We start from the raw sequence: 23946 nt of genomic DNA, 5'->3' as shown, positions 1-23946 counted from the left end.
ACGCATCCAGATGAACGATAATCCGCACGCCCCATTACCCTCAGGAGCCCGCATGGACCAGATCCACCTGATGAAGGTATTCGTCGCCGTCGGCGAGCTGGAAAGCTTCGCCGCGGCTGCCCGTCGTCTGGACATTTCTGCGGCCGCCGTCACCCGCGCCGTCAGCGCCCTGGAAGAGCAGCTCGGGGTCAAACTGTTGCTTCGCACAACACGCAGCGTGCGTCTGACCGAGGCCGGCGGCCGCTATCTGGAAGACACCCGGCACATCCTCGCCAGTATCCACGAGGCCAATGAAGCCGCTGCCGGCATCAACGCGACGCCCAGGGGCGACCTGGCGGTGACCGCGCCGATTTTGTTCGGCAAGAAGTTCGTCATGCCGTGCATCGTCCGTTACCTGCAGCAGTACCCGGAAGTCGATGTTTCCGCGTTCTTTCTCGACCGCGTGGTGAACATGGTCGAGGAGGGCATGGACGTGGCCGTGCGCATCGGGCCGTTGCCCGACTCCGGGTTGAAGGCGTTGCGGGTGGGCAGGGTGCGGCGCATGTTGTGTGCCTCGCCCGACTACCTGGCGCGCCATGGTGTGCCGAAGCACCCGTCGGACCTGGCCGCGCATGCGATAATCGGCACCACCAACCTGTCGCCGCGGGCGGGTTGGCGCTTCGGAGTGACCGACGAGCCGACCTTGGTGCGCATGAAGCCACGGCTGACGGTAACCAGCAATGACGGGGCAATCGCAGCTGCCGGCGGCGGGCTGGGGATTGCCCGGCTGCTGTCGTACCAGGTGGCAGACGAACTGGCCAGCGGGCAGTTACAGGTGCTGCTGGCCGAGTACGAAGAGGCGCCCTGGCCCATTCATGTGCTGCACCGCGAAAGCAAGTACGGCTCGGCCAAGGTCAGGGCCTTTATCGACGTGCTGGCGCAAGACTTGCGCGATCAGCAGCTGGATTGAGGTCGTGCAGCGCGTCGAGAAATGGCGCCAGACAATGTTCGCTATCGTGACGGCCCTTTTTCAGGCAGCCCGCTCACAACGCCCGATACTGCATCCTGAACCCCAGGGTCATTGCATCCCCCCGGTTCAGCAACCGCAACCCTGGTCGCCCTGGCAGGTGATGCGCATTGATTGGGTGGCTAACAGGTTCAAAGCAGAAAAAACCTTGCCCCTGCGGGCAATACAGCAAGAAGTGTTCGGCCCCATTGGCACTGCACGCCAGTCGATAACCCGCGCTGGGCTGTTCGATCACGCACTCGCCTGGCCAGCCACTGAAGGCGTGATCAACCACTGTCTCGGGTAAACGTCCCATGGCATTGAAGCGCCATTGTTCGGGCACCTCGGCCTGGTACGACGGCAACCGCCCATCCTCGGCCAGCCACACTTTGCGTGCCGATGCGTACAACTTGGTATCGGGATACCGCGGAAAGTAAGGGTGCAACCCCAACCCGTACCAGTTGGCCGACTCATCCAGATGGGTTACATGCAGGTCCAGGTTCAGGCACCCCTCATGCAGATGCACTTCCAGTGTGGCCCGGTAAGCAAACGGCACAGCACTGTCTAGCGTCAGCCGTGCTCGCTGTTCACTGTGATGCTCCACCTGCCAGGCCTGCTGCCAGGCACTGCCATGGATCGGGTAAGGGTCATGCCCGGTATTGGGTGCCAGTGACTGCCACCCCTCGGGTCGGGCAAAGCCACCCTCGCCAATGCGGTTGGACCAAGGCGCCAGTGGGTAGCAGGCGAGGCGTCGTGGCGTACCACTTTCCAGTGCGGCCAGGTCGGAATGGCGTAGCAGCGCTTGCCCGGTCGCTTTCACTTCCCAGTTGACCAGGCTGGCGCCCAACTCCGGAGCCAGGCTCAGACGGGTCAGGCGGTCCTGCAGGTGCAGTTCGGTCGCAGGCATTCAAGGCTCCATTTAAATGAACGATCAATTGGCCCGACGGTAGGTGAGCAGCACGATGCCGCACACCACCACCGCGCCGCCGAGTAATTGCAGGGTGCCGAGTTGCTGGTCGAGCAAGGCCCAGCCCAGCAGTAGCGTGGCGATGGGTTCGACGTTCATCACGGGTGCGTTCTGCGCCATGTTCAGCCTTGGCACACAAACGAACAGCAAGGTGAAGGCCAAGCCATACAGCACTACCAGGCTGGCCAAGGCCGCCCAGCCACTGCTGCTGCCTGGCAGTGACAAACCGGACGGCATCACGCCGCTTGCGCCTGCAAGCAGCATGCTGGAGAACACGATCAGCAAAGTCAGCAGGCTGCGCACGGGGCCGCGCACGCTGGCCAGTTTATGGTCGGTGATCCACAAGGCGCAGGCAAAGGCACAGGCGGCGCCGAAGGCCAGGCTGACCCCTGGCACCCAGTGCGGGTTGGCCGCACCGCTGTCGGCCAGGCGTGCCGGCACATCCAGCGCCAGCACCAGGCCGCACAGGATCAGGCCCATGAACAGTACGGTGCGGCCCGTGGGGCGTGCGCCGCCCAGCGCCCAGGTGAGCAGCGCCAACAGCATCGGGAAGGTGTTGCCCACCAGCAGTGCCAGAGCCACCGGAATACGCGCCACCGCCGAGTACAGGCAGAGGCTCTGGGTGGCAATCAGCAAGCCGAGCAGCAGCTGCCAGCGGCGCGCACCAGCGGGCAGGGCCAGGGCCTGACGTTGCCACAGCAGCAGCCCGGCCAGTACCAGGAAGGTGATGCCCGAGCGACAGAGAATGGCCAGCAACACGCCGGTGCCGTCATCGAAGGCAATGCGCGCGGCGACATGGTTGCCGGCGAACGAACAGGCCAGCAGGGCCAGCAGGGCGATGGCCAGCTTGCGTGGGAACAGGGGTACGGCAGAGGAGGGGACAGCCATGTGCAGGATCCATTTGCAAGAGCCCAGGGGCCGCCAAGCGGCCCCCGGTCATAATTACAGCACCACGCTAGGCAGCCAAAGCGAGATCGCTGGAATGTAAGTCACTGCCATCAGCACCAGGAACAGTGCCAGGTAAAACGGCAGCAGCGCCTTCACCGTCGACTCGATGCTCACCTTGCCAATGGCCGAGCCCACGAACAGCACCGCGCCCACCGGCGGGGTGATCAGCCCGATACCCAGGTTCACCAGCATGATCATGCCAAAGTGCACCGGGTCCACGCCGATACCGGTAATCACCGGCAGCAGGATCGGGGTAAGAATCAGGATCAGCGGCGCCATGTCCATCACCGTGCCCAGCAGCAACAACATGAAGTTGATGCACATCAGGATCACGTAGCGGTTGTCCGACAGGGTCAGGAACGCCGTGGTGATCTTCGACGGGATCTGCATCAGCGTCATTACGTAGCCGAAGCTGGCGGCAAAGCCGATCAGGATCATCACGATGGAGATGGTCCGTACTGTGCGGTGCATCAGCTTGGGCAGGTCGCGCCACTTGTAGTCGCGGTAGATGAACATGGTCACGAAGAACGACCACACCACCGCCACGGCTGCCGATTCGGTGGCGGTGAACACCCCCGACAGGATACCGCCGAGGATGATGACCATGGCCATCAGGCCCCACAGCGCCTCACCGGCAATTTTCAGCGCCTGGCGCAGCGGGATCACTTCGCCCTTGGGGTAGTTGCGCTTCTTGGCGAACAACAGGCACAGGCCCATCATCACCGCGCTCAGCAGCAGGCCGGGCATCACCCCTGCCATGAACAGCGAGGCGATCGATACCGTGCCGCCCGCCGCCAGCGAGTACAGCACCGAGTTGTGGCTAGGCGGGGTCAGCAGCGCCTGCACCGAACCGCTGACGGTTACGGCGGTGGAGAACTCGCGCGGGTAACCCTTGCGTTCCATCTCCGGGATCAGCACCGAGCCCACCGAGGCGGTATCGGCTACCGACGAGCCGGAAATCGCGCCAAAGAAGGTTGAGGCCATGATGTTGACCAGCGACAGCCCGCCACGCACGAAGCCCACCAGCACCCCGGCAAAGGCCACCAGCCGGCGCGACATGCCGCCTTCGGCCATGATCGCGCCGGCCAGCACGAAGAATGGAATGGCCAGCAGCGAAAACTTGTTAACCCCACTGGCCACCTGGATCATCATCGCCTGCAGCGGGATGTCGATCCACCAGGCGCCGATCAGTGCCGACAGGCCCAGGGCGTAGGCTACCGGCATGCCGATCAGAATCAGCACGATGAAACTGCCCAACAGAATGAACGCTTCCATTTACGCAGCTCCTTCGTTTTCTTCGACCAGATCAAAGCGCACGACCTTGCGGTTGCTCTGATCGCCCAGCAGGAGTTTTTCCAGCACGAACACCAGCGTCAGCACGCCGCCGACCGGGATCGGCGCGTAAGTCATGCCGACCCGCACACCGGGCAGCGAGGCCAGCGACTGGTTCCAGGTGGTGATGCACAGCCGGGTGCCGTAATAGGTCATGAACACGCACACTACGATCATCAGCAGTTGTACCAGCAGGGCGACCAGCTGGCGCTGTAGCGGCGGCAACCGGTCGGTAATCATCCCCACCGCCATATGCGCCCCGGCGCGATAGCTGGCGGCGGCACCAACGAAGGTGAATACCACCATCAGCAGGATCGAGACTGGCTCTGGCCAGCTGGAGCCGGTGCCCAGCACGTAGCGGGCGAAGATGCCCCACGGGATGATCAGCGTCATGGCCAGGATCGACAGGCCCGCGATCCAGATACAACTGCGGTACAGCGTGTCGTTCACGCTCAGGAAAAGCGATTTCATAGGCATCACCAAAGCGGCAGGGCGGCGGCGGCCGCACTGCCGAGGTCGTCTTGGAAGGGGCTGGTATTACTGGACGGCGTCGATACGCTTCATCAGGTCGGCGTACTGCGCGCCGTACTTCTCGCGTACCGAGGCGGTGGCGTCATAGAACGGCTTCTTGTCGACAGTGATGAACTCGACACCGGCGGCCTTGAGCTTCTCTTCGCTGGCGGCAGACTTGGCGTCCCACAGCGCGCGCTCTTCCATCTGTGCTTCGCGCGCGACCTTTTTCACCAGCACCTGCTGCTCGGGAGTGAGCTTGTTCCAGGTGGTCTTGGACATCACCACCGGCTCCGGCAGGATCAGGTGGCCGGTCAGGGTGTAGTACTTGGCGCTCTGGAAATGGTTGTGCTCAAGCAAGGTCGGCGGGTTGTTCTCGGCGCCATCGATCACCCCGGTTTGCAGGGCACTGAAGATTTCCCCGGTGTCCATGGCGATACCGTTGCCGCCCATGGCGTTCATCATGTCGATGAACAGCGGGTTGCCCTGTACGCGAATCTTCATGCCTTTGAGGTCTTCCAGGCTGCGCACCGGCTTTTTGGTGTAGATGCTGCGCGAGCCGCCGTCCATCCAGGCCAAGGCCACCAGGTTGAAGTCGGAGTTGGTGATCTTGTCGAGGATCTCCTGGCCGATCTCGCCGTCGATAATCTTGCGCATGTGATCATGGTCGCGGAACACGAACGGCATGTTGAACACGTTCACATCCGGTACGACCGGGCCGACGATCCCCAGGCTGACGCGGGTCATCTGCACGGCGCCGATCTGAGCCTGTTCGATCACTTCCTTTTCCGATCCCAGCACGCCGCCGGCGAACATCTTGAAGGTAATGTCGCCATTGCTGGCCTGTTCCAGCTTTTTACCCATGTTCTGCTCGGCGACCACGGTCGGGTAGCCGGCCGGGTGGATTTCGGCGAACTTGATGTCCAGCGCCGAGGCGGGCATGGCCACGCTGAAGGCGAACGGGAGTACGGCAAGAAGCAGCTTGCGTTTGAACGTCATGATGAAACTCCGTGGTTTTTATTATCCGGTTTCGGGCGTGCAAGTGTGGGTGTGGCAGTGGGGCTCAGCCCCGGTAGGCAGGTTCCTCCAGGCCCTTGGTGCCAGGGTTGAGGGCAAATACCCCGCCAGCCAGTGGCTGGTCGCCGAGGTCGATGCCCGCGGGGCGGATCGAGGTGACGTACAGGGTGTCGAGGTTGGCGCCACCAAAGGCGCACATGGCCGGCTTTTTCACCGGCACGCTGAGCGAGCGGTCGAGGCGCCCGTCAGGCGTGAAGCGGTGAACTTGCCCGGCGTCGTTGCCGCAGATCCAGTAGCAGCCATCCTGGTCGATCGCGGCGCCGTCGGGGCGCCCTGGGTAGCCGCGCATGTCGACGAACAGCCGCTTGTTGTGCGGCGTGCCGCTGTCGGTGTCGTAGTCGAAGGCCCACACCTTCTGCACGTTGGGGTGTGAGTCGGACAGGTACATGCGCTTGCCGTCGGGGCTGAACGCCAGGCCGTTGGGCACGATCATGCCGTCCTGCTGCAGGTGCAGGTGGCCTTCGCCGTCATGCCGGTACAGCGCACCCACATGGGCGCCTTGCTGCATGTCCAGCAGCATGGTCCCGGCCCAGAAGCGGCCCTGACGGTCGCAGCGGCCATCGTTGAAGCGCATGCCGGCCTGGGCGTGCTGCACGTTGCTGAGCAGCCGGCTGTCCAGGCTGCCGTCCGCCCTGGCCTGGAGCTGAAAGATGCCGCTTTCCATACCCGCAACCCAGCCCTGACCGCTGCGGGCGATGCAGGCCAGCATCTCGTCGCCTTGCCAGAACTGGTGTTTGCCATCGGCCGCTTGCCAGCGATGCAATTGGCGAGCGGGAATGTCTACCCAGTACAGGGCCTGTTCACCGGGGTGCCACACAGGGCTTTCGCCGGTACCGTTACGGGCGTCGACGATCAGTTCGCAGTTCATGGCCGTGCCTCCTGGCGTGGGGTCAGTTGAACGGGCCGGCCACGGCGAAAGCGCCGCCCTGGTAGACCATGCTCGGGTCATCGGCGGCGGGTGCCGGTTGGGCCTCCACGGCTGCGCGGAAGGCTTCCGAGCTGTCCTTGGGCACATAGCCCAGGTGCGCGGCATGGCGGTTGTCCCACCACACGGTGCGATTGTCGGAGGCGCCGTAGACGATGGTATGGCCAACGTCGGGCGTCGATAGCCCACGTTCGATCAGTTGCACCAAGTCGTCATAGCTCAGCCAGGTGCAGAGCATGCGCGGGTTCTGTGGCTGCGGGAACGACGAGCCGATGCGAATGCTGACGGTCTCGATGCCGTAGCGGTCGAAGTAGAAGCTGGCCACATCTTCGCCGTAGCACTTGGACAGCCCGTAATAGCTGTCGGGACGGCGCGGCGCGTGAGCATCGATGCGCTCATCCTGGCGATAGAAACCGATGGTGTGGTTGGAGCTGGCGAAGATGATGCGCTTGACCCCATGCTTGCGCGCCGCCTCGTACACGTGGAACACGCCGCAGATATTGGGGCCGAGAATCTCTTCGAAGGCGTGCTCGGTAGAAACCCCGCCGAAGTGGATGATGGCGTCCACGCCTTCGACCAGTGCATGCACCGCAGCCTTGTCGGCCAGGTCGCAGGTGATGACTTCCTCATGCGGGCCAGCAGCAGGCGCCATGGGGCTGATGTCGGAAAGGCGCAGGACCTCGGCGTAGCCTTTCAGGCGTTCGCGAAGGACCTTGCCCAGGCCGCCTGCGGCTCCGGTGAGCAGCAGGCGATTGAAGGGGGTAGTGGTCATGGCCGGCTCTTGTTGTTAGTTGTTGTAGGTTGTCGTATGACTTGGGTGATTATTGGCGGTGGTTCTGTGTGTTGTCAATGAGGCTTGGGCGGCTTTTGCCGGCCTTTTCGCGGGTAAGAAAAGGTGAAAGGCCTGCGCGGTCGCCCGTAGGAGCGGGTTTACCCGCGAAGAGGCCGGCCCTGCTGGCCAATCTCCACCCGCCGTTCACCGTTGCCGCCGCCACCGTATTCGCGGGTAAATCCGCAGGTCATGATCAGAGCAACGACAATGGGTAGTTGAAGATCAACCGGTTCTCATCAAACTCGTTATTGCTGTAATCCCGGCGAATCGACGAGTTACGCCATTTCACGCTCAAATCCTTGAACGCCCCGCTCTGGATCACATACGCAAGCTCCGTTTCACGCACCCACTCCTTGCCATCGGTCACCCCCCCGCTGTGCACATCGCGCCCGCTGATGTAGCGGTTCATCAAGGTCAGCCCTGGCACCCCGACGGTGACGAAGTTGAAGTCATGGCGCACCTGCCACGAACGCTCGTTGGCATTGTCGAAGCTGGAGTTGTAACTGTCGTTGGCCAGGGTGCCGCCACTGGTGCCGTTTACCCGCATCCAGGTATCACCATCGACTTTCTGCAGCCCCACCCAGAAGGTGCTGCCGCCGTACTTGGCCGAGAACATCCCCGAGTAGGTCTTGTTGTCCAGCTGCCCGGCACGTTCGGAGCCGTCCTCGTCGCCATGGAAGTAGCCCAGGTTCGCACCCAGGGTCCAGTCACCCACCGGCTGGCTGTGGCTCAGTTGCAGGTATTGCTGCTGGTACACGTCCTTCAGCACCGCATTCCAAAGCCCCACCAGCGTGCGGTCCTGGTTGAACTTGTACTCGCCGCCGACGAAGTTGAAACGGTCCGACACACCGCCGCCGTAGCTCATGTCTTCCATGCTCGCGTCGTTACGCGGGCTGTTGCCGCGGAACTGGCCGCCGTACAGGGTCAGCCCGGCGATTTCATTGGAGGTCACCTGCCCGCCACGGAATGTTTGCGGCAACGAACGCCCGTCGTCCGAACGCAGAATCGGCAGCACCGGCATCCATTCACCGATCTTCAGTTCGGTCTTGGAAATACGCGCCTTACCCGCCACTGCCAGGCGCCCGTAATCGTCAGCAGGCTTGCCATCGTCATGGCGTGGCAGCAACGCCGTGCCATAGGTACCGCCACCACCGTCGAGCTTGACCGACCACAGCCCCAGCACATCCACGCCGAAGCCGATTGGCCCTTCTGTGAACCCCGAGCGGGCATCGAGAATGAAGCTTTGCGTCCACTCCTCGGCCTTGCTCTGTGGGTTGCTGGGGTTGGTGAAGTTGCGGTTGATGTAGAAGTTGCGCAGCCCGAGGGTGGCCTTGCTGTCCTCGACAAATCCCGCTGCCAGGCTAGTGCCCGGCAGGCCGGCGATAACCCCGGCGCCAAGCAGGGCGAAGGGTAGGGTGTGGCAGATTTTCATTATTGTTGTGCTCCCTAAGGGTGTGGCAGCCCGTCCACCGGGCACGCGCAAGCGGCCTGCGGCAGGGGCGGGTAGATAACGGGCCGGTCAGGGCCAGGGGTGAATGCGCGGTAACCGGGCGCTACGTACTGGCAGGCGTACGCAAGCTGGCCGGGGAAGGAGGGGGGTGCAACAAACGTAGGTGTAGCGGGATGGATGTCGACATGAGTTCGTCCACGGATTGTTGTTTTTGTTATGTGTTGTCGTACAACTGTGGGCGATTATTAGCAAGGGGGAGGAGGGCTGTCAACGGCTGATCGCAGAGCAAATAGGGTACTAGACGCCAAAAACTGAGCTGCAGAGGCTCTAGCCTGAACGCGCTGCAGACATACTACAACTGCCATGCACCACGCACGTCCACGATCTATTGCTAGCAGGCGGGCTTGCCCGCGAACACGGGTAAAGCCTGTGCCATCCACCCCATTGGCTGCTTCGCACCGCAAACCGGGGACAGGGTTACAAATCAAATCGAAACAGCGGTGGCCCCATCCCCGAGCCTGCGCTATCTTCAGATCTGGCCTCGTCCTTGACCACTTAGACTGGCATGTCCAGTCCCGGCATCCTTGCTGGTGCCGTACCCCTCCTGTCGGCAAGGGCGAGGCCTCTTCATTTGAAGGGAATGGCGCTGTGGTCACTTTTCGTAACTGACGTCAGGACCCTTGGGGAACATCATAAAAAAAGGCTGCCAATCGGCAGCCTTCTCGATGCTCAGCCCGGACGGTCAGTCCCAGCTCAACGCCCCGCCAGTCTGATACTCAATCACACGCGTCTCAAAGAAGTTCTTCTCCTTCTTCAAGTCCATGATCTCACTCATCCATGGGAACGGGTTGGTAGTCCCTGGATATTCTTCTTTCAAGCCAATCTGAGTCAGGCGACGGTTGGCGATGAACTTGAGGTAGTCCTCCATCATCGCTGCGTTCATGCCCAATACGCCGCGTGGCATGGTGTCTCGGGCGTATTCGATCTCCAGCTGGGTCCCTTGCAGGATCATCTGGGTCGCTTCTTCCTTCATCGCCGCATCCCACAGGTGCGGGTTTTCGATCTTGATCTGGTTGATCACGTCGATACCGAAGTTCAGGTGCATCGACTCGTCACGCAGGATGTACTGGAACTGCTCGGCAACGCCAGTCATCTTGTTGCGGCGGCCCATGGACAGGATCTGGGTGAAGCCGCAGTAGAAGAAGATGCCTTCCAGGACGCAGTAGTAGGCGATCAGGTTGCGCAGCAGCTCTTTGTCGGTTTCGACGGTGCCGGTGTTGAATTCCGGGTCGGAGATGGCGCGGGTGTACTTCAGGCCCCAGGCGGCTTTTTTAGCGACCGACGGGATCTCGTGGTACATGTTGAAGATCTCGCCTTCATCCATGCCCAGCGACTCGATGCAGTACTGGTAGGCGTGGGTGTGGATCGCTTCTTCGAAGGCCTGGCGCAGGATGTACTGGCGGCACTCCGGGTTGGTGATCAGGCGGTACACGGCCAGGGCCAGGTTGTTGGCAACCAGCGAGTCGGCGGTGGAGAAGAAGCCGAGGTTGCGCATGACGATGCGGCGTTCGTCTTCGGTCAGGCCGTCCTGGCTCTTCCACAGGGCGATGTCGGCGGTCATGTTGACCTCTTGCGGCATCCAGTGGTTGGCGCAGCCGTCCAGGTACTTCTGCCAGGCCCAGTCGTACTTGAACGGTACCAGCTGGTTGAGGTCGGCGCGGCAGTTGATCATGCGCTTTTCATCGACTGCAACGCGGGCCGAGGAGCCTTCCAGCTCGGCCAGGCCTTCGGCAACGTCGAGGGCGTCGAGGGCAGCCTTGGCACGTTTGACGGCTTCGGAGTCAGAAGCGGTGGCCGCACGGGCCTCCAGGGCGGCGGCACCACCGGCGCTGTCGAGCTTGTCGAGGGTGGCGGCGGCAGCGGCCTGCGCAGGGGTGTTGCCTTTGGCGGCTACTTCGCCGTCTTCTTTGTCGAATTCGTCCCAGCTCAGCATGGTTTGGCTCCTGCTTGAGGGTCGCCCTGGGGCAACCGGTTGGATTTAAAGAATGTGATGCCTGACGCAAGGCCGTAACGGCGAATGGACAGCTCGAGAGGCTGACTCTCGTTTACATCTGAATGTGTTCTGGCTTGTACCTGGCCAGGCCTCAGGGAGGGGCCAGGACAATTGAATAGGTGCTCTTTTCAGAGGGCGCAAAGTATACCGGAATTCACCTTCGATCGGGGCGCATGTGTTGCCGGCGAGGGTAACTTTTTCGACCGGTTTGGCGTGCGTCCGTTCACGAAACAGGTGGCTTCTTCTACGGGGGGAGAGTGTAGCGCCAACCTATATGTTGTGCCAGTTTAAATTTAAAGACACATCATATGGTGTTTATTGAGGGCTTTGTTGGCGAAGCCGGCCTCACCGCGGGCTAGCCGGCGATGAGGCCAGCCACCACTATCTACGGTGGGTATACAGCGTTTCGACGATGTGTGTCTTGGGGTGCTTGCGTGCCTGTTCCACCGAGGTGAAACGGCCGGTTTCTGCGTTGCGACCAATCTTGCGAGATGCCAGTTTTTTCCGCGCCATGGGCTTACATCCTTTTTGAGAGGTCCTGTTCTTTTACCGAGCTGCGTGAACAGTGGGCAAAGGGCAAGGTTTCTCTGAGGCGCGGATACAAAAATGCCGCGCGGGGCACCCGTAGGCACCCCGCACGGCATTCAGGCCTTACTGGCAGGCTTCGCAGTCAGGCTCGTCGATCGCGCAGGCCTTCGGCACTGGCGCTGGGCCGGCTGCCTGGACCGGGGCGCTGTCGCCACCGCTGGAAACGGCGTTGAGCTTGCCGGTGTTGATGGTCGACTTCTCGGTGCTGGTTGCGGCCAGGGCACGGAGGTAGTAGGTGGTTTTCAAGCCACGGTACCAGGCCATGCGGTAGGTCACGTCCAGCTTCTTGCCCGAGGCGCCGGCAATGTACAGGTTCAGCGACTGCGCCTGGTCGATCCACTTCTGGCGACGGGAAGCCGCGTCGACAATCCACTTGGTCTCGACTTCGAACGCAGTGGCGTACAGGTCTTTCAGCTCTTGCGGGATACGCTCGATCTGCTGTACCGAACCGTCGTAGTACTTCAGGTCGTTGATCATGACCGAGTCCCACAGGTCGCGGGCCTTGAGGTCGCGAACCAGGTACGGGTTGATCACGGTGAATTCGCCAGACAGGTTCGATTTCACGTACAGGTTCTGGTAGGTAGGCTCGATCGACTGCGACACGCCAGTGATGTTGGCGATGGTCGCGGTTGGCGCGATGGCCATGATGTTCGAGTTACGAATACCTTTCTGTACGCGGGCACGTACCGGCGCCCAGTCCAGGGTTTCTTCCAGGTTGACGTCGATGTACTTCTGGCCACGGGCCTCGATCAGGATCTGTTGCGAATCCAGCGGCAGGATGCCCTTGGACCACAGCGAACCCTGGAAGGTCTCGTAGGCGCCGCGTTCATCGGCCAGGTCGCACGAAGCCTGGATGGCGTAGTAGCTGACCGCTTCCATCGACTTGTCGGCAAACTCGACGGCAGCATCGGAGCCGTAAGGAATGTGCTGCAGGTACAGCGCATCCTGGAAGCCCATGATGCCCAGGCCGACCGGACGGTGCTTGAAGTTCGAGTTACGCGCTTGCGGCACCGAGTAGTAGTTGATGTCGATCACGTTGTCGAGCATGCGCACAGCGGTGTTCACGGTACGCTGCAGCTTGGCAGTGTCCAGCTTGCCGTCGACGATGTGGTTCGGCAGGTTGATCGAGCCCAGGTTGCAGACTGCGATCTCGTCCTTGTTGGTGTTCAGGGTGATCTCGGTGCACAGGTTCGAGCTGTGGACCACGCCCACGTGCTGCTGCGGCGAACGCAGGTTGCACGGGTCCTTGAAGGTCAGCCATGGGTGGCCGGTCTCGAACAGCATCGACAGCATCTTGCGCCACAGGTCTTTGGCCTGGATGGTCTTGAACACCTTGATCTTGTTGTACTCGGTCAGGGCTTCGTAGTACTCGTAGCGCTCTTCGAAGGCCTTGCCGGTCAGGTCGTGCAGGTCTGGCACTTCCGAAGGCGAGAACAGGGTCCACTTGCCGTCATCGAAGACACGCTTCATGAACAGGTCAGGGATCCAGTTGGCGGTGTTCATGTCGTGGGTACGACGGCGGTCATCACCGGTGTTCTTGCGCAGCTCGATGAATTCTTCGATGTCCAGGTGCCAGGTTTCCAGGTAGGCACATACAGCGCCTTTGCGCTTGCCACCCTGGTTCACGGCAACGGCGGTGTCGTTGACCACTTTCAGGAACGGGACGACGCCCTGGGATTTACCGTTGGTGCCCTTGATGTACGAGCCCAGTGCACGGACCGGGGTCCAGTCGTTGCCCAGGCCACCGGCGAATTTCGACAGCATGGCGTTGTCGTGGATCGCGTGGTAGATGCCCGACAGGTCGTCCGGCACGGTGGTCAGGTAGCAGCTGGACAGCTGCGGGCGCAGGGTGCCGGCGTTGAACAGGGTCGGGGTCGAGGCCATGTAGTCGAACGACGACAACAGGTTGTAGAACTCGATCGCACGGGCTTCCTTGTCCTTCTCTTCCAGCGCCAGGCCCATGGCCACACGCATGAAGAACACCTGCGGCAGCTCGAAGCGCACGCCATCCTTGTGGATGAAGTAGCGGTCGTACAGGGTTTGCAGGCCCAGGTAGGTGAACTGCTGGTCACGCTCGTGGTTGATTGCCTTGCCCAGTTTTTCCAGGTCGAAGTCGGCCAGGGCCGGGTTCAGCAGCTCGAACTCGATACCTTTGGCGACGTAGGCCGGCAGGGCCTTGGCGTACAGGTCAGCCATCTCGTGGTGGGTAGCGCTGTCGGCTACATTCAGGAAGCCCAGGCCTTCGGCGCGCAGGGTGTCCATCAGCAGGCGGGCGGTAACGAACGAGTAGTTCGGCTCGCGCTCCACCAGGGTACGGGCGGTCATCACCAGGGCGGTGTTGACGTCCTTGATGGCCACGCCGTCGTACAGGTTCTTCAGAGTTTCGCGCTGGATCAGGTCGCCATCGACTTCGGCCAGGCCTTCGCAGGCTTCGCTGATGATGGTGTTCAGGCGGGCCATGTCGAGCGGCGCCAGGCTGCCGTCAGCCAGGGTGATGCGGATGCTCGGGTGCGGCTCGACCACGGCGTCGGTGTTGGCGCGGGTGGCACGCTCCTTGGCGCGCTGGTCACGGTAGATCACGTAGTCGCGGGCGACTTTCTGCTCGCCGGCGCGCATCAGGGCCAGTTCGACCTGGTCCTGGATTTCTTCGATGTGGATGGTGCCACCCGATGGCATGCGACGCTTGAACGTGGCGGTAACCTGTTCAGTCAGGCGTGCGACGGTGTCGTGGATGCGCGACGAAGCGGCGGCGGTGCCGCCTTCAACTGCGAGGAACGCCTTGGTGATGGCGACGGTGATCTTGTCGTCGGTGTAAGGGACGACAGTGCCGTTACGCTTGATCACGCGCAGTTGGCCGGGGGCGGTGGCAGCCAGATCCTGGTTGGAATCGGCGGCCTGCGGCACCTGGGCCTGCGGGTTCTCGCGAGTTGTGTCGGTTTGCATGGGTGGGTGTCTCCACAGTTTCTATATTGTTCAGGCGCCTTATGGGCGCCCACCGTTCCGTCCACTTGCTCGATAACCTCGCGGGGATGCGCAATGCATGCGCATCCGCCCGCGCGGGCGTACCGACTTCGGGACAGACTCAGGAATAAGGGGCAATGGCTTGCCGCTCCCTGGCCGAAGTCAAAGGTTCTGGGCCGAGCCCAAAAACTGTTGCTGATGGGTGCCAGGCCTGGCCTGCAACACCCATGCCCGAACAACGCCCTGAAAGAGCTTGCCTCGGTCGCCTCCGCAGGAGCGGTTTGGCTGCTGAAATCACCTGAAGTTCCACCCGAAAAATCGCTTGATCTTGCGGGTTGACTTTTGTGTGTGATTTTGCACGAACCCCTATATCTAGTGGTTCGCTGCGATCGGGATACAAGATAATGCGGTATTGGGGGCTTTGCAAGGCGAGCGCCTGTGGATAAGTTGTGTGTACTTTGTGAGTGAATGGTGGGTATTCGCTGTAGGCCTTGTGCCAAGTGGTTTGCAGTATTTTTCTGCACCTTGACGCCCTTGGGCAGTTTTTTTTTGGCGCGAAGCCTGTCACAAAAAACGGTTCAGTCGAGGGGCGGTAGGGCGTGTCTGAAGATCTGGGGTGCCTGGGAGATCGAGCACCGCCCGCGGGGCGCTCGGTCTCGCAGGGCCCCCCATCTACATTCATACTCTCAGCTGCCCTGACACGATCCCAAGAACAACAAGGCCAAAGCCATGGACCACCCCATACCCCGCATCCTCATCGTCGAAGACGACCAGCGCCTCGCCGAACTCACCGCCGAATACCTGCAGGCCAATGGTTTCGAGGTCGCGGTGGAGGCCGATGGCGCCCGTGCCGCGAGGCGCATCATCGACAGCCAGCCCGACCTGGTGATCCTCGACCTGATGCTCCCCGGCGAGGACGGCCTGAGCATCTGCCGCCGGGTGCGCAGCCAGTACCAGGGGCCGATCCTCATGCTCACCGCGCGCAGCGATGAACTCGACCAGGTTCAGGGCCTGGACCTGGGGGCCGACGACTACGTCTGCAAACCCGTGCGCCCACGCTTGCTGCTGGCGCGTATCCAGGCCCTGCTGCGCCGCAGCGAAACCGTGGACAGCAAGCGCCAGGACCTGGCCTTCGGTGCGCTGCGTATCGACAACCGCCTGCGCGAGGCGCACCTGGGCGAGCAGTTGATCGAGCTGACCGGCGCCGAATTCGATCTGCTCTGGCTGTTGGCCAGCAACGCTGGCCGGGTGCTGACCCGTGAACAGATCTTCACCGCACTGCGTGGCGTGGGCTACGACGGCCAGGACCGCTCTATCGATATCCGCATCTCGAAAATCCGCCCCAAGATCGGCGACGACCCGCTTCAGCCGCGGTTGATCAAGACCCTGCGCAGCAAAGGCTACCTGTTCGTGGGCGAGGCACCATGAACAATTCGATCTTCCTGCGCATCTACGGCGGCATGCTGGCCGTGCTGGTGCTGGTGGCCCTGCTTGGCGTGCTCAGCCTGCACCTGGTCAACGAAGTGCGCGCTGCCCAGCATCGCGAGGGCCTGGCCCAGGGCACCTTCAGCCTGATGGCCGACAACCTGGCAATGCAGAATGAAACCCAACGCAAGCGTTCGCTGCTGATCTGGGAACGCCTGCTTGGCGTGCCGTTGGCGCTGCAACCGATGAGCGCACGCAGCCTTGACGGTGGCCAGCGAGCGCGCCTGTACCGTGGCCTGGTGGTGGTCGAGAAAATTGGCCCGCATGCGGCGCAAGTGCTACGCAAGGTGGGCCAGGAAGACCTGATGCTGGTCGCGCAGATCAAACAGATCAGCGAGCAGTTGGCGCGGGCCACCCTCTATCTATTGGCCGACGAACTGGTGCGCTACCCGGTAACCGAACAGCAGCAGCGCCTGGCACAGATCAAGCAGGAAAAGGGCTTCGGCTTTGGCGTTGCCTTGCAACGTATCGAGCGGGTCAGCCTGGACGATGACCAGCGGCGCCGCGTGGAGGAGGGCGACACGGTGATGGCGCTGGGCAAGGATGGTGACTCGATCCGGGTGTTCGCCGGGCTGACGGGCTCGCCATGGGTACTGGAAATCGGCCCGCTGTACCAGCTCAACCCTTATCCGCCGCAGTTGCTGATCCTGATTGCGTTCCTGGGTCTGTGCCTGATTGGCCTGGTGGTCTACCTGCTGGTGCGTCAGCTGGAACGTCGTGTGTCCGGCCTGGAGATTGCTGCCACGCGCATCGCCCAGGGCAGCCTGGATACCCGCGTGCCGGCCGGCGACGCCGACTCGGTAGGGCGCCTGGCGGCTGCCTTCAATGGCATGGCCGAGCACCTGCAGCGCTCGCTGACCATGCAGCGCGAGCTGGTGCGAGCGGTGTCCCACGAGCTTCGCACGCCGGTGGCGCGCCTGCGCTTTGGCCTGGAGATGATCGAAAGCGCCACGACTGAACAGGTGCGGGCAAAGCACCTGGCGGGCATGGACGGGGATATCCAGGACCTCGACAAGCTGGTCGACGAGATGCTGACCTACGCCCGCCTGGAGCAAGGCGCACCGGCCTTGAAGTTCCAGCGGGTCGATCTGGATGCCTTGCTCGATCGGGTGATCGAAGAGCTGGCACCTTTGCGTGCCGAGGTGCGGGTGGTGCGCGGCGAGTGTCAGGGCGCGGATGCCGAAGGCGCCTGGGTCGAGGCCGAGCCGCGCTACTTGCACCGGGCCCTGCAGAACCTTGTCGGCAATGCCATGCGCCATGCCGAGGGCGAAGTGCGCCTGAGTTATCAGCTGGGCCAGCAACGTTGCCGCATCGATGTGGAGGATGACGGCCCAGGGATCCCCGAGGGCTTCTGGGACCGCATTTTCACGCCCTTTACCCGCCTCGATGACAGCCGTACCCGTGCCTCGGGCGGGCATGGCCTGGGCCTGTCGATCGTACGGCGGATCATCTACTGGCACGCGGGCCGGGCCACGGTGGGGCGCAGTGCGGCGTTGGGTGGAGCCTGCTTCAGCCTGACCTGGCCACGGCAGCAGGCATCGCAGTAGAGGTCAAGCGCTGATCAGGCTGAGCAAGTGGCCGTCCTGCAGGCAGAACTGGCCTTGCAGCTCTGCGCCGTGTCGCCACTGCGGCGACAGGTCAGCAAGCAGGCGCAGGCGCGCCAGGCCTTCGCTGGACCAGTCCAGCACTTCGGCGTGCTCGAAGTAGAAGCGCTGGCGGGTCAGTGGGTAGAGGGTCTTGAACAGGCTTTCCTTCAGCGAAAAGGTCAAGGTAACGGTCAGGCCGAGCTGACGGCGGTCCAGGCGCTCCAGCTCTGCCGGGGTGAGGATTTCGCCCATCAGTCGATCGGCGCGCTCGTCATCCAGCAGGGTTTCCTGATCCAGCCCCAGGCCTTGGCAACTGCCCTCGGCGGCGACCACGGCGGCGGCCCAGCCCTTGCCATGGGTGATCGAGCCGTGGATGCCCACCGGCCAGATCGGCGAGCGGTCCTCATGGGTGCCGGGGACGTAGTCGCGTCCGTCCAGGCGCTGGAGCGCGGCACGGGCACATACGCGACCGGCCAGGTACTCGGCCTGGCGCTTGGCGACTGAGCGCTGCAGGCTGGCGCTGGGCACGATACCGGCGCGCTGGAAGTCGTCGGTTGCCAGGTGGGCAGGGTCGAAGGCGCAACTGACCAGCACAGCGCCGGGGAGTGGGCGGGGCAGGGGCCAGTGGTGCTGGAGCGGGGCGCAGCAGGCGGGAAGTATGTTCATGGGGCTTATTGTGCCAGCTGTGCAGGCGCTAAGGGAGGTGGCGTGGAAGCGGGCTTGCCCGCGAAGTCAACACCGTGGTGGATGGCACGGGCTTCGCCTGTGTTCGCGGGCAAGCCCGCTCCCACAGGGTGGACTGCCCCCAAGAAGTTGGATACCAATCCAACTTCTTGGGGGCAGTCCAGGGATCGCGCCAGCTTTTAGAAATTGAGCAAGACAGACGCTCCCACAACGATTGCACAGTCTTTTATTTGAACACCGTCTTGAAGAACGCCTGCATATCCGCCCAGGAACGCTCGTCCGCTGCCTTGTTATAGCCAATGTCCGGCCCCCCATGTTCACCGTGGCTGAGCCGATCTGCATCGGGGTTGGTGAACCCGTGCTTGGCCCCTTCAATACTGACGAACTGGTAGTTGACCTTGGCCGCATCCATCTCGGCCTTGAACGCCTCCACCTGCTGTGGGGTGACCATGCTGTCCGCCGCACCATGCTCGACCAGAATATCGGCCCGCACCACGCCAGGTTTTGCCGGGGTCTGGGTAGACAGTGCGCCATGGAAGCTCACCACGCCATCGAGCTTTTCTCCCCGGCGTGCGGCATCAAGCACCACCTTGCCGCCAAAACAGTAGCCGACAGCGCCCAGTTGATGCTTGTTCACATTCGGCTGCTTTTTCAACAACTCCAGGCCCGCGTCGAAGCGCGCTGCTGCTGCGGCCGGGTCCTTCATCGCTGCGGCCATGAATGCCTGGGCATCCTGCGGATGCTCGGTGTGCTTGCCATCGCCGTACATGTCGATGGCCAGTGCCTTGTAGCCCAGGGCGGCAAGATCTCTCGCACGACGCTTGGCATAGTCGTTCAGGCCCCACCATTCATGCACCACAACGATGCCTGGGCGTTTGCCGTCCAGCGCGTCATCGTAGGCGTAGTAGCCGACGAGGCGGTTGCCATCGTCGTCCTGATAAGGAATTTCACGGGTCACTACCGCCGCTTGGGCGAGGGCGGCGCTGCACATCAGGGTCAGGGCCAGCAGGGCTCGCATGTTCACAACTCCTTGTTTTGCTATCGGTTCGTTCAGCCGGGGTTCAGCCAGGGTTCAGTCGCGGTTCAGGGTGCCCTGATTACTCTAGCTTCCAGACCGAAACAGCGCACCCAACTGGAGTACCCAGCCATGAAAACCTTCAATACCCTGCTTGCCGCCATGGCCGTCTGTGCCGCTGGCATCACCACCGCCCAGGCCGCGGACGACAACTTCGCCAGCCTCACCTACGGCCAGACCAGCGACAAAGTCCGCAAGTCCGGCCTGCTGCAACGCAACACCGACCACCTCAACGCCGACGGTATCATCGGCAAGGACGATACCTGGGGTGTGCGTCTGGGCAAGATCAACGACCAGGGCCGCTACTACATGACCTATGACAACGTCTCTGGCGACCACAGTGGCCTGAAGTTGCGCCAGGAAAACCTGCTGGGCAGCTACGACTTGTTCCTGCCGGTGGGCGATACCACCAAGCTGTTCGGTGGTGGCAGCCTGGGTGTGACCAAGCTGACCCAGGACTCGCCTGGCGCCAGCCGGGACACTGACTACGGTTATGCCTACGGCTTGCAGGCCGGTGTGATCCAGGACATCACCGACAAGGCCTCGGTCGAACTGGGCTACCGTTATCTGCGCACCAATGCCGCGACCGAGGTGGGCGCGCATGGCGGGCCGAAGGATGGCACCCTGCGCCTGACCAGCAGCGCGCAGACCTACCTGGCAGCAAGTTACAAGTTCTGACGAACGAGCCGCGTTATCCTGTACCGGCCTTAGCGGGCACGCCCGCTCCCACAGGTACTGCACAAACCGCTGAAACTGTGCAGTACCTTTGGCTTGTGCAGGTGCTGCACACGTTTCAGAGACTGTGCGATTGCTGTGGGAGCAGGCATGCCCGCGAATAGGCCGGTACAGGCAATACACATAAGGAGCTGCACATGAAACTGCTGGTGGTCGAGGACGAAGCCCTGCTTCGCCATCACCTCTACACCCGCCTGGGCGAAAGCGGCCATGTGGTCGAGGCGGTCGCTGATGCCGAAGAGGCGCTGTACCAGGCCGAGCAGTACCATTTCGACCTTGCCATCATCGACCTGGGCCTGCCCGGTATCAGCGGCCTGGAGCTGATCACGCGGCTGCGCAGCCAGGACAAGACCTTCCCCATTCTCATCCTCACAGCCCGTGGCAACTGGCAAGACAAGGTCGAGGGCCTGGCCGCCGGTGCCGACGACTATCTGGTCAAGCCGTTCCAGTTCGAGGAGCTTGAAGCACGGCTCAATGCCCTGTTGCGCCGCTCCAGTGGTTTCATCCAGTCGACCATCACCGCTGGCCCCTTGGTGCTTGACCTCAACCGCAAGCAGGCCACCCTCGACGAACACGCCTTGGCCCTGACTGCCTACGAATACCGCATCCTCGAATACCTCATGCGCCATCACCAGCAGGTGGTGGCCAAGGATCGCCTGATGGAACAGTTGTACCCAGGTGACGAAGAGCGCGACCCCAATGTCATCGAAGTGCTGGTTGGCCGCCTGCGCCGCAAGCTTGAAGGCGAGCGCGGCTTCAAACCCATCGACACGGTGCGCGGCCTGGGCTACCTGTTCACCGAGCGCTGCCGATGATCCGCTCGCTGCGGGTGCGCCTGATGCTGGCCGCCGCAGTGTTGGCGCTGCTGTTCATGCTGGCGCTGCTGCCGGCCTTGCAGAAGGCCTTCAGCCTGGCTCTGCAGGAATCGATCGAGCAGCGTCTGGCCTCTGATGTGACCACGCTGATTTCCGCTGCGCGTATCGAGCATGGCCAGTTGCAGATGCCGACACTGCTGCCGGATGAGCGCTACAACCTGCCTTACACAGGCCTGCTCGGCTATATCTTTGACCGCGACGGCAAACTGGTCTGGCAGTCGCGTGCCACCGCCGATCGGCACATCAACTACCAGCCGCGCTATGACGGGCGCGGCAACGAGTTCGACCGCATTCACCAGTCCGATGGCGAAGAGTTCTTCGTGTACGACGTCGAGATCAAGCTGCTGGGCGGGCAGAGCGCTGCCTACAGCATTGTCGCTCTGCAGCCCGTGAGCGAGTACAAGGCCACCCTCAATGGCCTGCGCGAAAAGCTCTACCTGGGGTTCGGCGCTGCATTGCTGGCGCTCATGGTGTTGTTGTGGGCAGGCCTGACCTGGGGGCTGCGCTCGTTGCGACGCCTCAGCCACGAACTGGATGAAGTGGAATCAGGTGCACGTGACGGTCTGAGCGGTGAGCACCCACGCGAGTTGCTGCGCCTGACCCGCTCGCTCAACCGTCTGTTGCGCAGTGAGCGTGAGCAGCGCACGCGCTACCGTGATTCGCTGGACGACCTGGCGCACAGCCTGAAGACGCCGCTGGCGGTGTTGCAGGGTGTGGGTGAAAGCTTGCAGCAGCGCAGCGGCGAGCGCGAGCAGGCGCGGGTGCTGCAAAGCCAGATCGAGCGCATGAGCCAGCAGATCGACTACCAGCTGCAACGCGCCAGCCTGCGCAAGAGTGGCCTGGTCCGCCACAGCGTATTGCTGCGGCCGTTGCTCGACAGCCTGTGCAGCACCTTGGCCAAGGTTTACCGGGAAAAACGTGTGAACGTGGTGCTGGAGTTGCCGGACGCGGCGCAGGTGCCGATGGAGCAGGGCGCGTTGCTGGAAATGCTCGGCAACCTGCTGGAGAACGCCTACCGGCTGAGCCTGGGCCAAGTGCGGGTGAGCCTGGTGAAGGCGCCGGGGTATCTGACCTTGTGCATCGAGGACGACGGGCCGGGCGTGCCCGCCGACCAGCGTGAACGCATTCTGGAGCGTGGGGAGCGGCTGGACAGCCAACACCCGGGGCAGGGCATAGGCTTGGCCGTGGTCAAGGATATCGTCGACAGCTATGACGCCGAGCTGAGCCTTGGCGATTCGCCGCTGGGGGGCGCTGCGTTCAGGATCACCTTCCACCTGGATTGATCTCTAGCCTGTGCCAGCCCGTTCACAGGTCAATCCACAAAGGGCGGATTTCCGCCATTCCTCCTTGTACAAATTCCGCCATCGGGCGGAAATCCGCCAATCCGTCCCGGGAATATCGCCCTGTAGTTGGGCATTTACTCCTAGCAAATACGGGCTTTGCACCCTTCATGGGCATTTTGGCACCACCCTTGCTATTGATCCTCGCAGAGGCCTGCCCAGGCAGCTCGAACACAACGACAAATCCCTCCAAGTGCAGGAGGGTTAGCGATTCAGGTGCCCCCATCACCCTGGGAAGGGTGAACCGGCACACTTGAGGAAAATTAGCCATGACGACACGTCAGCCGCTGTACAAATCCCTGTATGTCCAGGTGTTGGTCGCCATCACCATCGGCATCCTGCTCGGCCACTACTACCCGGAAACGGGCGTTGCCCTCAAACCCCTGGGTGACGGCTTCGTCAAACTGATCAAGATGATCATCGCCCCGATCATCTTCTGTACCGTGGTCAGCGGCATTGCCGGCATGCAGAGCATGAAGTCGGTCGGCAAAACCGGCGGCTACGCGTTGCTGTACTTCGAAATCGTCTCCACCATCGCCCTGATCATCGGCCTCGTCGTCGTCAACGTGGTCAAGCCAGGCGCAGGCATGCACATCGACGTCAGCACCCTGAACGCCAGCAGCGTGGCTGCCTACGCCGCCGCCGGCGCGCAGCAGACTACCGTCGGCTTCCTGCTTAACGTCATCCCCAATACGGTCGTCGGCGCCTTCGCCAACGGCGACATCCTGCAAGTGCTGATGTTCTCGGTGCTGTTCGGCTTCGCCCTGCACCGCCTGGGCAGCTACGGCAAGCCGGTACTAGACATGATCGACCGCTTCGCCCACGTCATGTTCAACATCATCAACATGATCATGAAGTTGGCCCCGATCGGCGCTTTCGGCGCCATGGCCTTCACCATTGGCCAGTACGGTGTTGGCTCGCTGGTGCAGCTGGGCTACCTGATGGCCTGCTTCTACATCACCTGCCTGCTGTTCGTGCTGGTGGTGCTGGGCGGTATCTGCCGCGCCCACGGCTTCAGCGTGATCAAGCTGATCCGCTACATCCGTGAAGAACTGCTGATCGTGCTGGGGACTTCGTCCTCGGAGTCGGCTCTGCCACGCATGCTGGCCAAGATGGAGCGCCTGGGTGCCAAGAAATCGGTAGTGGGCCTGGTTATCCCGACTGGCTACTCGTTCAACCTGGACGGTACCTCGATCTACCTGACCATGGCTGCGGTGTTCATCGCTCAGGCCACTGACACCACCATGGACATCACTCACCAGATCACGCTGCTGCTGGTGCTGCTGGTGGCTTCCAAGGGTGCTGCCGGCGTTACCGGTTCGGGCTTCATCGTGCTGGCCGCGACCCTGTCGGCTGTTGGCCACCTGCCGGTTGCCGGCCTGGCGCTGATCCTCGGCATCGACCGCTTCATGTCCGAAGCCCGCGCCCTGACCAACTTGGTAGGCAACGCCGTTGCCACCGTGGTAGTGGCCAAGTGGGTCAAGGAAATGGACAACGACAAGCTGGCTTCGGAACTGGACTCCGGTGGTGCGCCGCTG

Annotated in this window: 20 protein-coding genes; 7 read left to right on the top strand and 13 right to left on the bottom strand. The window is 62.3% G+C overall.

All coding sequences use genetic code 11. The features are described from left to right. Nucleotides 1-52: 52 nt before the first annotated feature. Complete coding sequence (locus ACF8Q6_RS08800; protein ID WP_392493363.1) at nt 53-949, top strand: LysR family transcriptional regulator; 897 nt, start codon at nt 53-55, stop codon at nt 947-949. A 73-nt stretch (nt 950-1022) separates the two neighbouring features. On the opposite strand, the gene ACF8Q6_RS08795 is transcribed toward ACF8Q6_RS08800, so the two are convergent. The 11 genes from ACF8Q6_RS08795 to ACF8Q6_RS08745 all read right to left on the bottom strand — a co-directional run bounded on the left by ACF8Q6_RS08795 (nt 1023) and on the right by ACF8Q6_RS08745 (nt 14610). Beyond that, on the bottom strand, nt 1023-1892 hold the full coding sequence (locus ACF8Q6_RS08795; protein WP_392498660.1) for an aldose 1-epimerase: 870 nt from the start codon (nt 1890-1892) through the stop codon (nt 1023-1025). 24 nt (nt 1893-1916) lie between these two features. Continuing rightward, on the bottom strand, nt 1917-2840 hold the full coding sequence (locus tag ACF8Q6_RS08790; protein ID WP_392491410.1) for an EamA family transporter: 924 nt from the start codon (nt 2838-2840) through the stop codon (nt 1917-1919). Nucleotides 2841-2894: 54 nt separating this feature from the next. Continuing rightward, on the bottom strand, nt 2895-4175 hold the full coding sequence (locus ACF8Q6_RS08785) for a TRAP transporter large permease (RefSeq protein WP_014755560.1): 1281 nt from the start codon (nt 4173-4175) through the stop codon (nt 2895-2897). Continuing rightward, entirely contained in the window at nt 4176-4703 is a 528-nt protein-coding gene (locus ACF8Q6_RS08780; protein WP_003254832.1) for a TRAP transporter small permease, read from the bottom strand. Between the two features lie 66 nt (nt 4704-4769). Next, on the bottom strand, nt 4770-5741 hold the full coding sequence (locus ACF8Q6_RS08775) for a TRAP transporter substrate-binding protein (RefSeq protein ID WP_012051448.1): 972 nt from the start codon (nt 5739-5741) through the stop codon (nt 4770-4772). A 64-nt stretch (nt 5742-5805) separates the two neighbouring features. Further along, nucleotides 5806-6687, bottom strand: coding sequence for an SMP-30/gluconolactonase/LRE family protein (locus ACF8Q6_RS08770; RefSeq protein WP_087534860.1), 882 nt, complete (start codon nt 6685-6687; stop codon nt 5806-5808). A 22-nt stretch (nt 6688-6709) separates the two neighbouring features. Further along, nucleotides 6710-7516, bottom strand: a complete 807-nt coding sequence (locus ACF8Q6_RS08765) for an NAD(P)-dependent oxidoreductase (RefSeq protein WP_003254828.1) — start codon at nt 7514-7516, stop codon at nt 6710-6712. Nucleotides 7517-7769: 253 nt separating this feature from the next. Continuing rightward, nucleotides 7770-9008 (bottom strand): OprD family porin, encoded by a 1239-nt coding sequence (locus ACF8Q6_RS08760; protein ID WP_004577198.1) that lies wholly within the window; start codon nt 9006-9008, stop codon nt 7770-7772. A gap of 760 nt (nt 9009-9768) precedes the next feature. After that, nucleotides 9769-11019, bottom strand: a complete 1251-nt coding sequence (locus ACF8Q6_RS08755) for a ribonucleotide-diphosphate reductase subunit beta (RefSeq protein ID WP_003254823.1) — start codon at nt 11017-11019, stop codon at nt 9769-9771. Between the two features lie 441 nt (nt 11020-11460). Then, nucleotides 11461-11592 (bottom strand): hypothetical protein, encoded by a 132-nt coding sequence (locus ACF8Q6_RS08750; protein WP_392498655.1) that lies wholly within the window; start codon nt 11590-11592, stop codon nt 11461-11463. A 138-nt stretch (nt 11593-11730) separates the two neighbouring features. Continuing rightward, nucleotides 11731-14610: a ribonucleoside-diphosphate reductase subunit alpha gene (locus tag ACF8Q6_RS08745; RefSeq protein WP_012051455.1), complete on the bottom strand. Its 2880-nt coding sequence runs from the start codon at nt 14608-14610 to the stop codon at nt 11731-11733. Nucleotides 14611-15357: 747 nt separating this feature from the next. Here ACF8Q6_RS08745 and ACF8Q6_RS08740 point away from each other — a divergent pair. Continuing rightward, a complete protein-coding gene (locus tag ACF8Q6_RS08740; protein WP_004576832.1) occupies nt 15358-16056 on the top strand; it encodes a response regulator transcription factor in 699 nt (232 codons plus the stop codon). Next, the gene (locus ACF8Q6_RS08735; protein ID WP_392491979.1) at nt 16053-17660 is read left to right on the top strand and encodes an ATP-binding protein; all 1608 of its coding nucleotides are present in this window, start codon (nt 16053-16055) and stop codon (nt 17658-17660) included. Before ACF8Q6_RS08740 ends, ACF8Q6_RS08735 begins: the two co-directional genes overlap by 4 nt. A gap of 3 nt (nt 17661-17663) precedes the next feature. On the opposite strand, the gene ACF8Q6_RS08730 is transcribed toward ACF8Q6_RS08735, so the two are convergent. Both ACF8Q6_RS08730 and ACF8Q6_RS08725 read right to left on the bottom strand, forming a co-directional pair. Further along, entirely contained in the window at nt 17664-18365 is a 702-nt protein-coding gene (locus ACF8Q6_RS08730) for a 4'-phosphopantetheinyl transferase (protein WP_392491977.1), read from the bottom strand. 244 nt (nt 18366-18609) lie between these two features. Further along, nucleotides 18610-19401: a dienelactone hydrolase family protein gene (locus tag ACF8Q6_RS08725; RefSeq protein WP_392491071.1), complete on the bottom strand. Its 792-nt coding sequence runs from the start codon at nt 19399-19401 to the stop codon at nt 18610-18612. A gap of 129 nt (nt 19402-19530) precedes the next feature. Between ACF8Q6_RS08725 and ACF8Q6_RS08720 the strand changes: the two genes are divergently transcribed. The 4 genes from ACF8Q6_RS08720 to ACF8Q6_RS08705 all read left to right on the top strand — a co-directional run. Beyond that, the gene (locus ACF8Q6_RS08720; RefSeq protein WP_010952338.1) at nt 19531-20136 is read left to right on the top strand and encodes an outer membrane beta-barrel protein; all 606 of its coding nucleotides are present in this window, start codon (nt 19531-19533) and stop codon (nt 20134-20136) included. Nucleotides 20137-20330: 194 nt separating this feature from the next. Continuing rightward, entirely contained in the window at nt 20331-21008 is a 678-nt protein-coding gene (locus ACF8Q6_RS08715) for a response regulator (protein WP_004576835.1), read from the top strand. After that, on the top strand, nt 21005-22351 hold the full coding sequence (locus tag ACF8Q6_RS08710; protein ID WP_392491072.1) for an ATP-binding protein: 1347 nt from the start codon (nt 21005-21007) through the stop codon (nt 22349-22351). Before ACF8Q6_RS08715 ends, ACF8Q6_RS08710 begins: the two co-directional genes overlap by 4 nt. 326 nt (nt 22352-22677) lie before the next feature. Beyond that, a partial coding sequence (locus ACF8Q6_RS08705) for a dicarboxylate/amino acid:cation symporter (RefSeq protein ID WP_392491073.1) occupies nt 22678-23946 on the top strand: 1269 nt, incomplete at its 3' end.

Origin of the sequence: Pseudomonas sp. GLN_2 (genome assembly GCF_043106005.1) — a bacterium.
Lineage (GTDB): Bacteria > Pseudomonadota > Gammaproteobacteria > Pseudomonadales > Pseudomonadaceae > Aquipseudomonas > Aquipseudomonas alloputida.
Note: the sequence above shows the minus strand (reverse complement) of the source record. Positions and strands in the feature narration are given on the sequence as shown.

What these genes read in the sequence shown, in the direction of transcription:
- ACF8Q6_RS08800 (WP_392493363.1), top strand. Translation starts at nt 53, where the DNA reads ATGGACCAGATCCACCTGATGAAGGTATTCGTCGCCGTCGGCGAGCTG.
- ACF8Q6_RS08795 (WP_392498660.1), bottom strand. Translation starts at nt 1,892, where the DNA reads ATGCCTGCGACCGAACTGCACCTGCAGGACCGCCTGACCCGTCTGAGC.
- ACF8Q6_RS08790 (WP_392491410.1), bottom strand. Translation starts at nt 2,840, where the DNA reads ATGGCTGTCCCCTCCTCTGCCGTACCCCTGTTCCCACGCAAGCTGGCC.
- ACF8Q6_RS08785 (WP_014755560.1), bottom strand. Translation starts at nt 4,175, where the DNA reads ATGGAAGCGTTCATTCTGTTGGGCAGTTTCATCGTGCTGATTCTGATC.
- ACF8Q6_RS08780 (WP_003254832.1), bottom strand. Translation starts at nt 4,703, where the DNA reads ATGAAATCGCTTTTCCTGAGCGTGAACGACACGCTGTACCGCAGTTGT.
- ACF8Q6_RS08775 (WP_012051448.1), bottom strand. Translation starts at nt 5,741, where the DNA reads ATGACGTTCAAACGCAAGCTGCTTCTTGCCGTACTCCCGTTCGCCTTC.
- ACF8Q6_RS08770 (WP_087534860.1), bottom strand. Translation starts at nt 6,687, where the DNA reads ATGAACTGCGAACTGATCGTCGACGCCCGTAACGGTACCGGCGAAAGC.
- ACF8Q6_RS08765 (WP_003254828.1), bottom strand. Translation starts at nt 7,516, where the DNA reads ATGACCACTACCCCCTTCAATCGCCTGCTGCTCACCGGAGCCGCAGGC.
- ACF8Q6_RS08760 (WP_004577198.1), bottom strand. Translation starts at nt 9,008, where the DNA reads ATGAAAATCTGCCACACCCTACCCTTCGCCCTGCTTGGCGCCGGGGTT.
- ACF8Q6_RS08755 (WP_003254823.1), bottom strand. Translation starts at nt 11,019, where the DNA reads ATGCTGAGCTGGGACGAATTCGACAAAGAAGACGGCGAAGTAGCCGCC.
- ACF8Q6_RS08750 (WP_392498655.1), bottom strand. Translation starts at nt 11,592, where the DNA reads ATGGCGCGGAAAAAACTGGCATCTCGCAAGATTGGTCGCAACGCAGAA.
- ACF8Q6_RS08745 (WP_012051455.1), bottom strand. Translation starts at nt 14,610, where the DNA reads ATGCAAACCGACACAACTCGCGAGAACCCGCAGGCCCAGGTGCCGCAG.
- ACF8Q6_RS08740 (WP_004576832.1), top strand. Translation starts at nt 15,358, where the DNA reads ATGGACCACCCCATACCCCGCATCCTCATCGTCGAAGACGACCAGCGC.
- ACF8Q6_RS08735 (WP_392491979.1), top strand. Translation starts at nt 16,053, where the DNA reads ATGAACAATTCGATCTTCCTGCGCATCTACGGCGGCATGCTGGCCGTG.
- ACF8Q6_RS08730 (WP_392491977.1), bottom strand. Translation starts at nt 18,365, where the DNA reads ATGAACATACTTCCCGCCTGCTGCGCCCCGCTCCAGCACCACTGGCCC.
- ACF8Q6_RS08725 (WP_392491071.1), bottom strand. Translation starts at nt 19,401, where the DNA reads ATGCGAGCCCTGCTGGCCCTGACCCTGATGTGCAGCGCCGCCCTCGCC.
- ACF8Q6_RS08720 (WP_010952338.1), top strand. Translation starts at nt 19,531, where the DNA reads ATGAAAACCTTCAATACCCTGCTTGCCGCCATGGCCGTCTGTGCCGCT.
- ACF8Q6_RS08715 (WP_004576835.1), top strand. Translation starts at nt 20,331, where the DNA reads ATGAAACTGCTGGTGGTCGAGGACGAAGCCCTGCTTCGCCATCACCTC.
- ACF8Q6_RS08710 (WP_392491072.1), top strand. Translation starts at nt 21,005, where the DNA reads ATGATCCGCTCGCTGCGGGTGCGCCTGATGCTGGCCGCCGCAGTGTTG.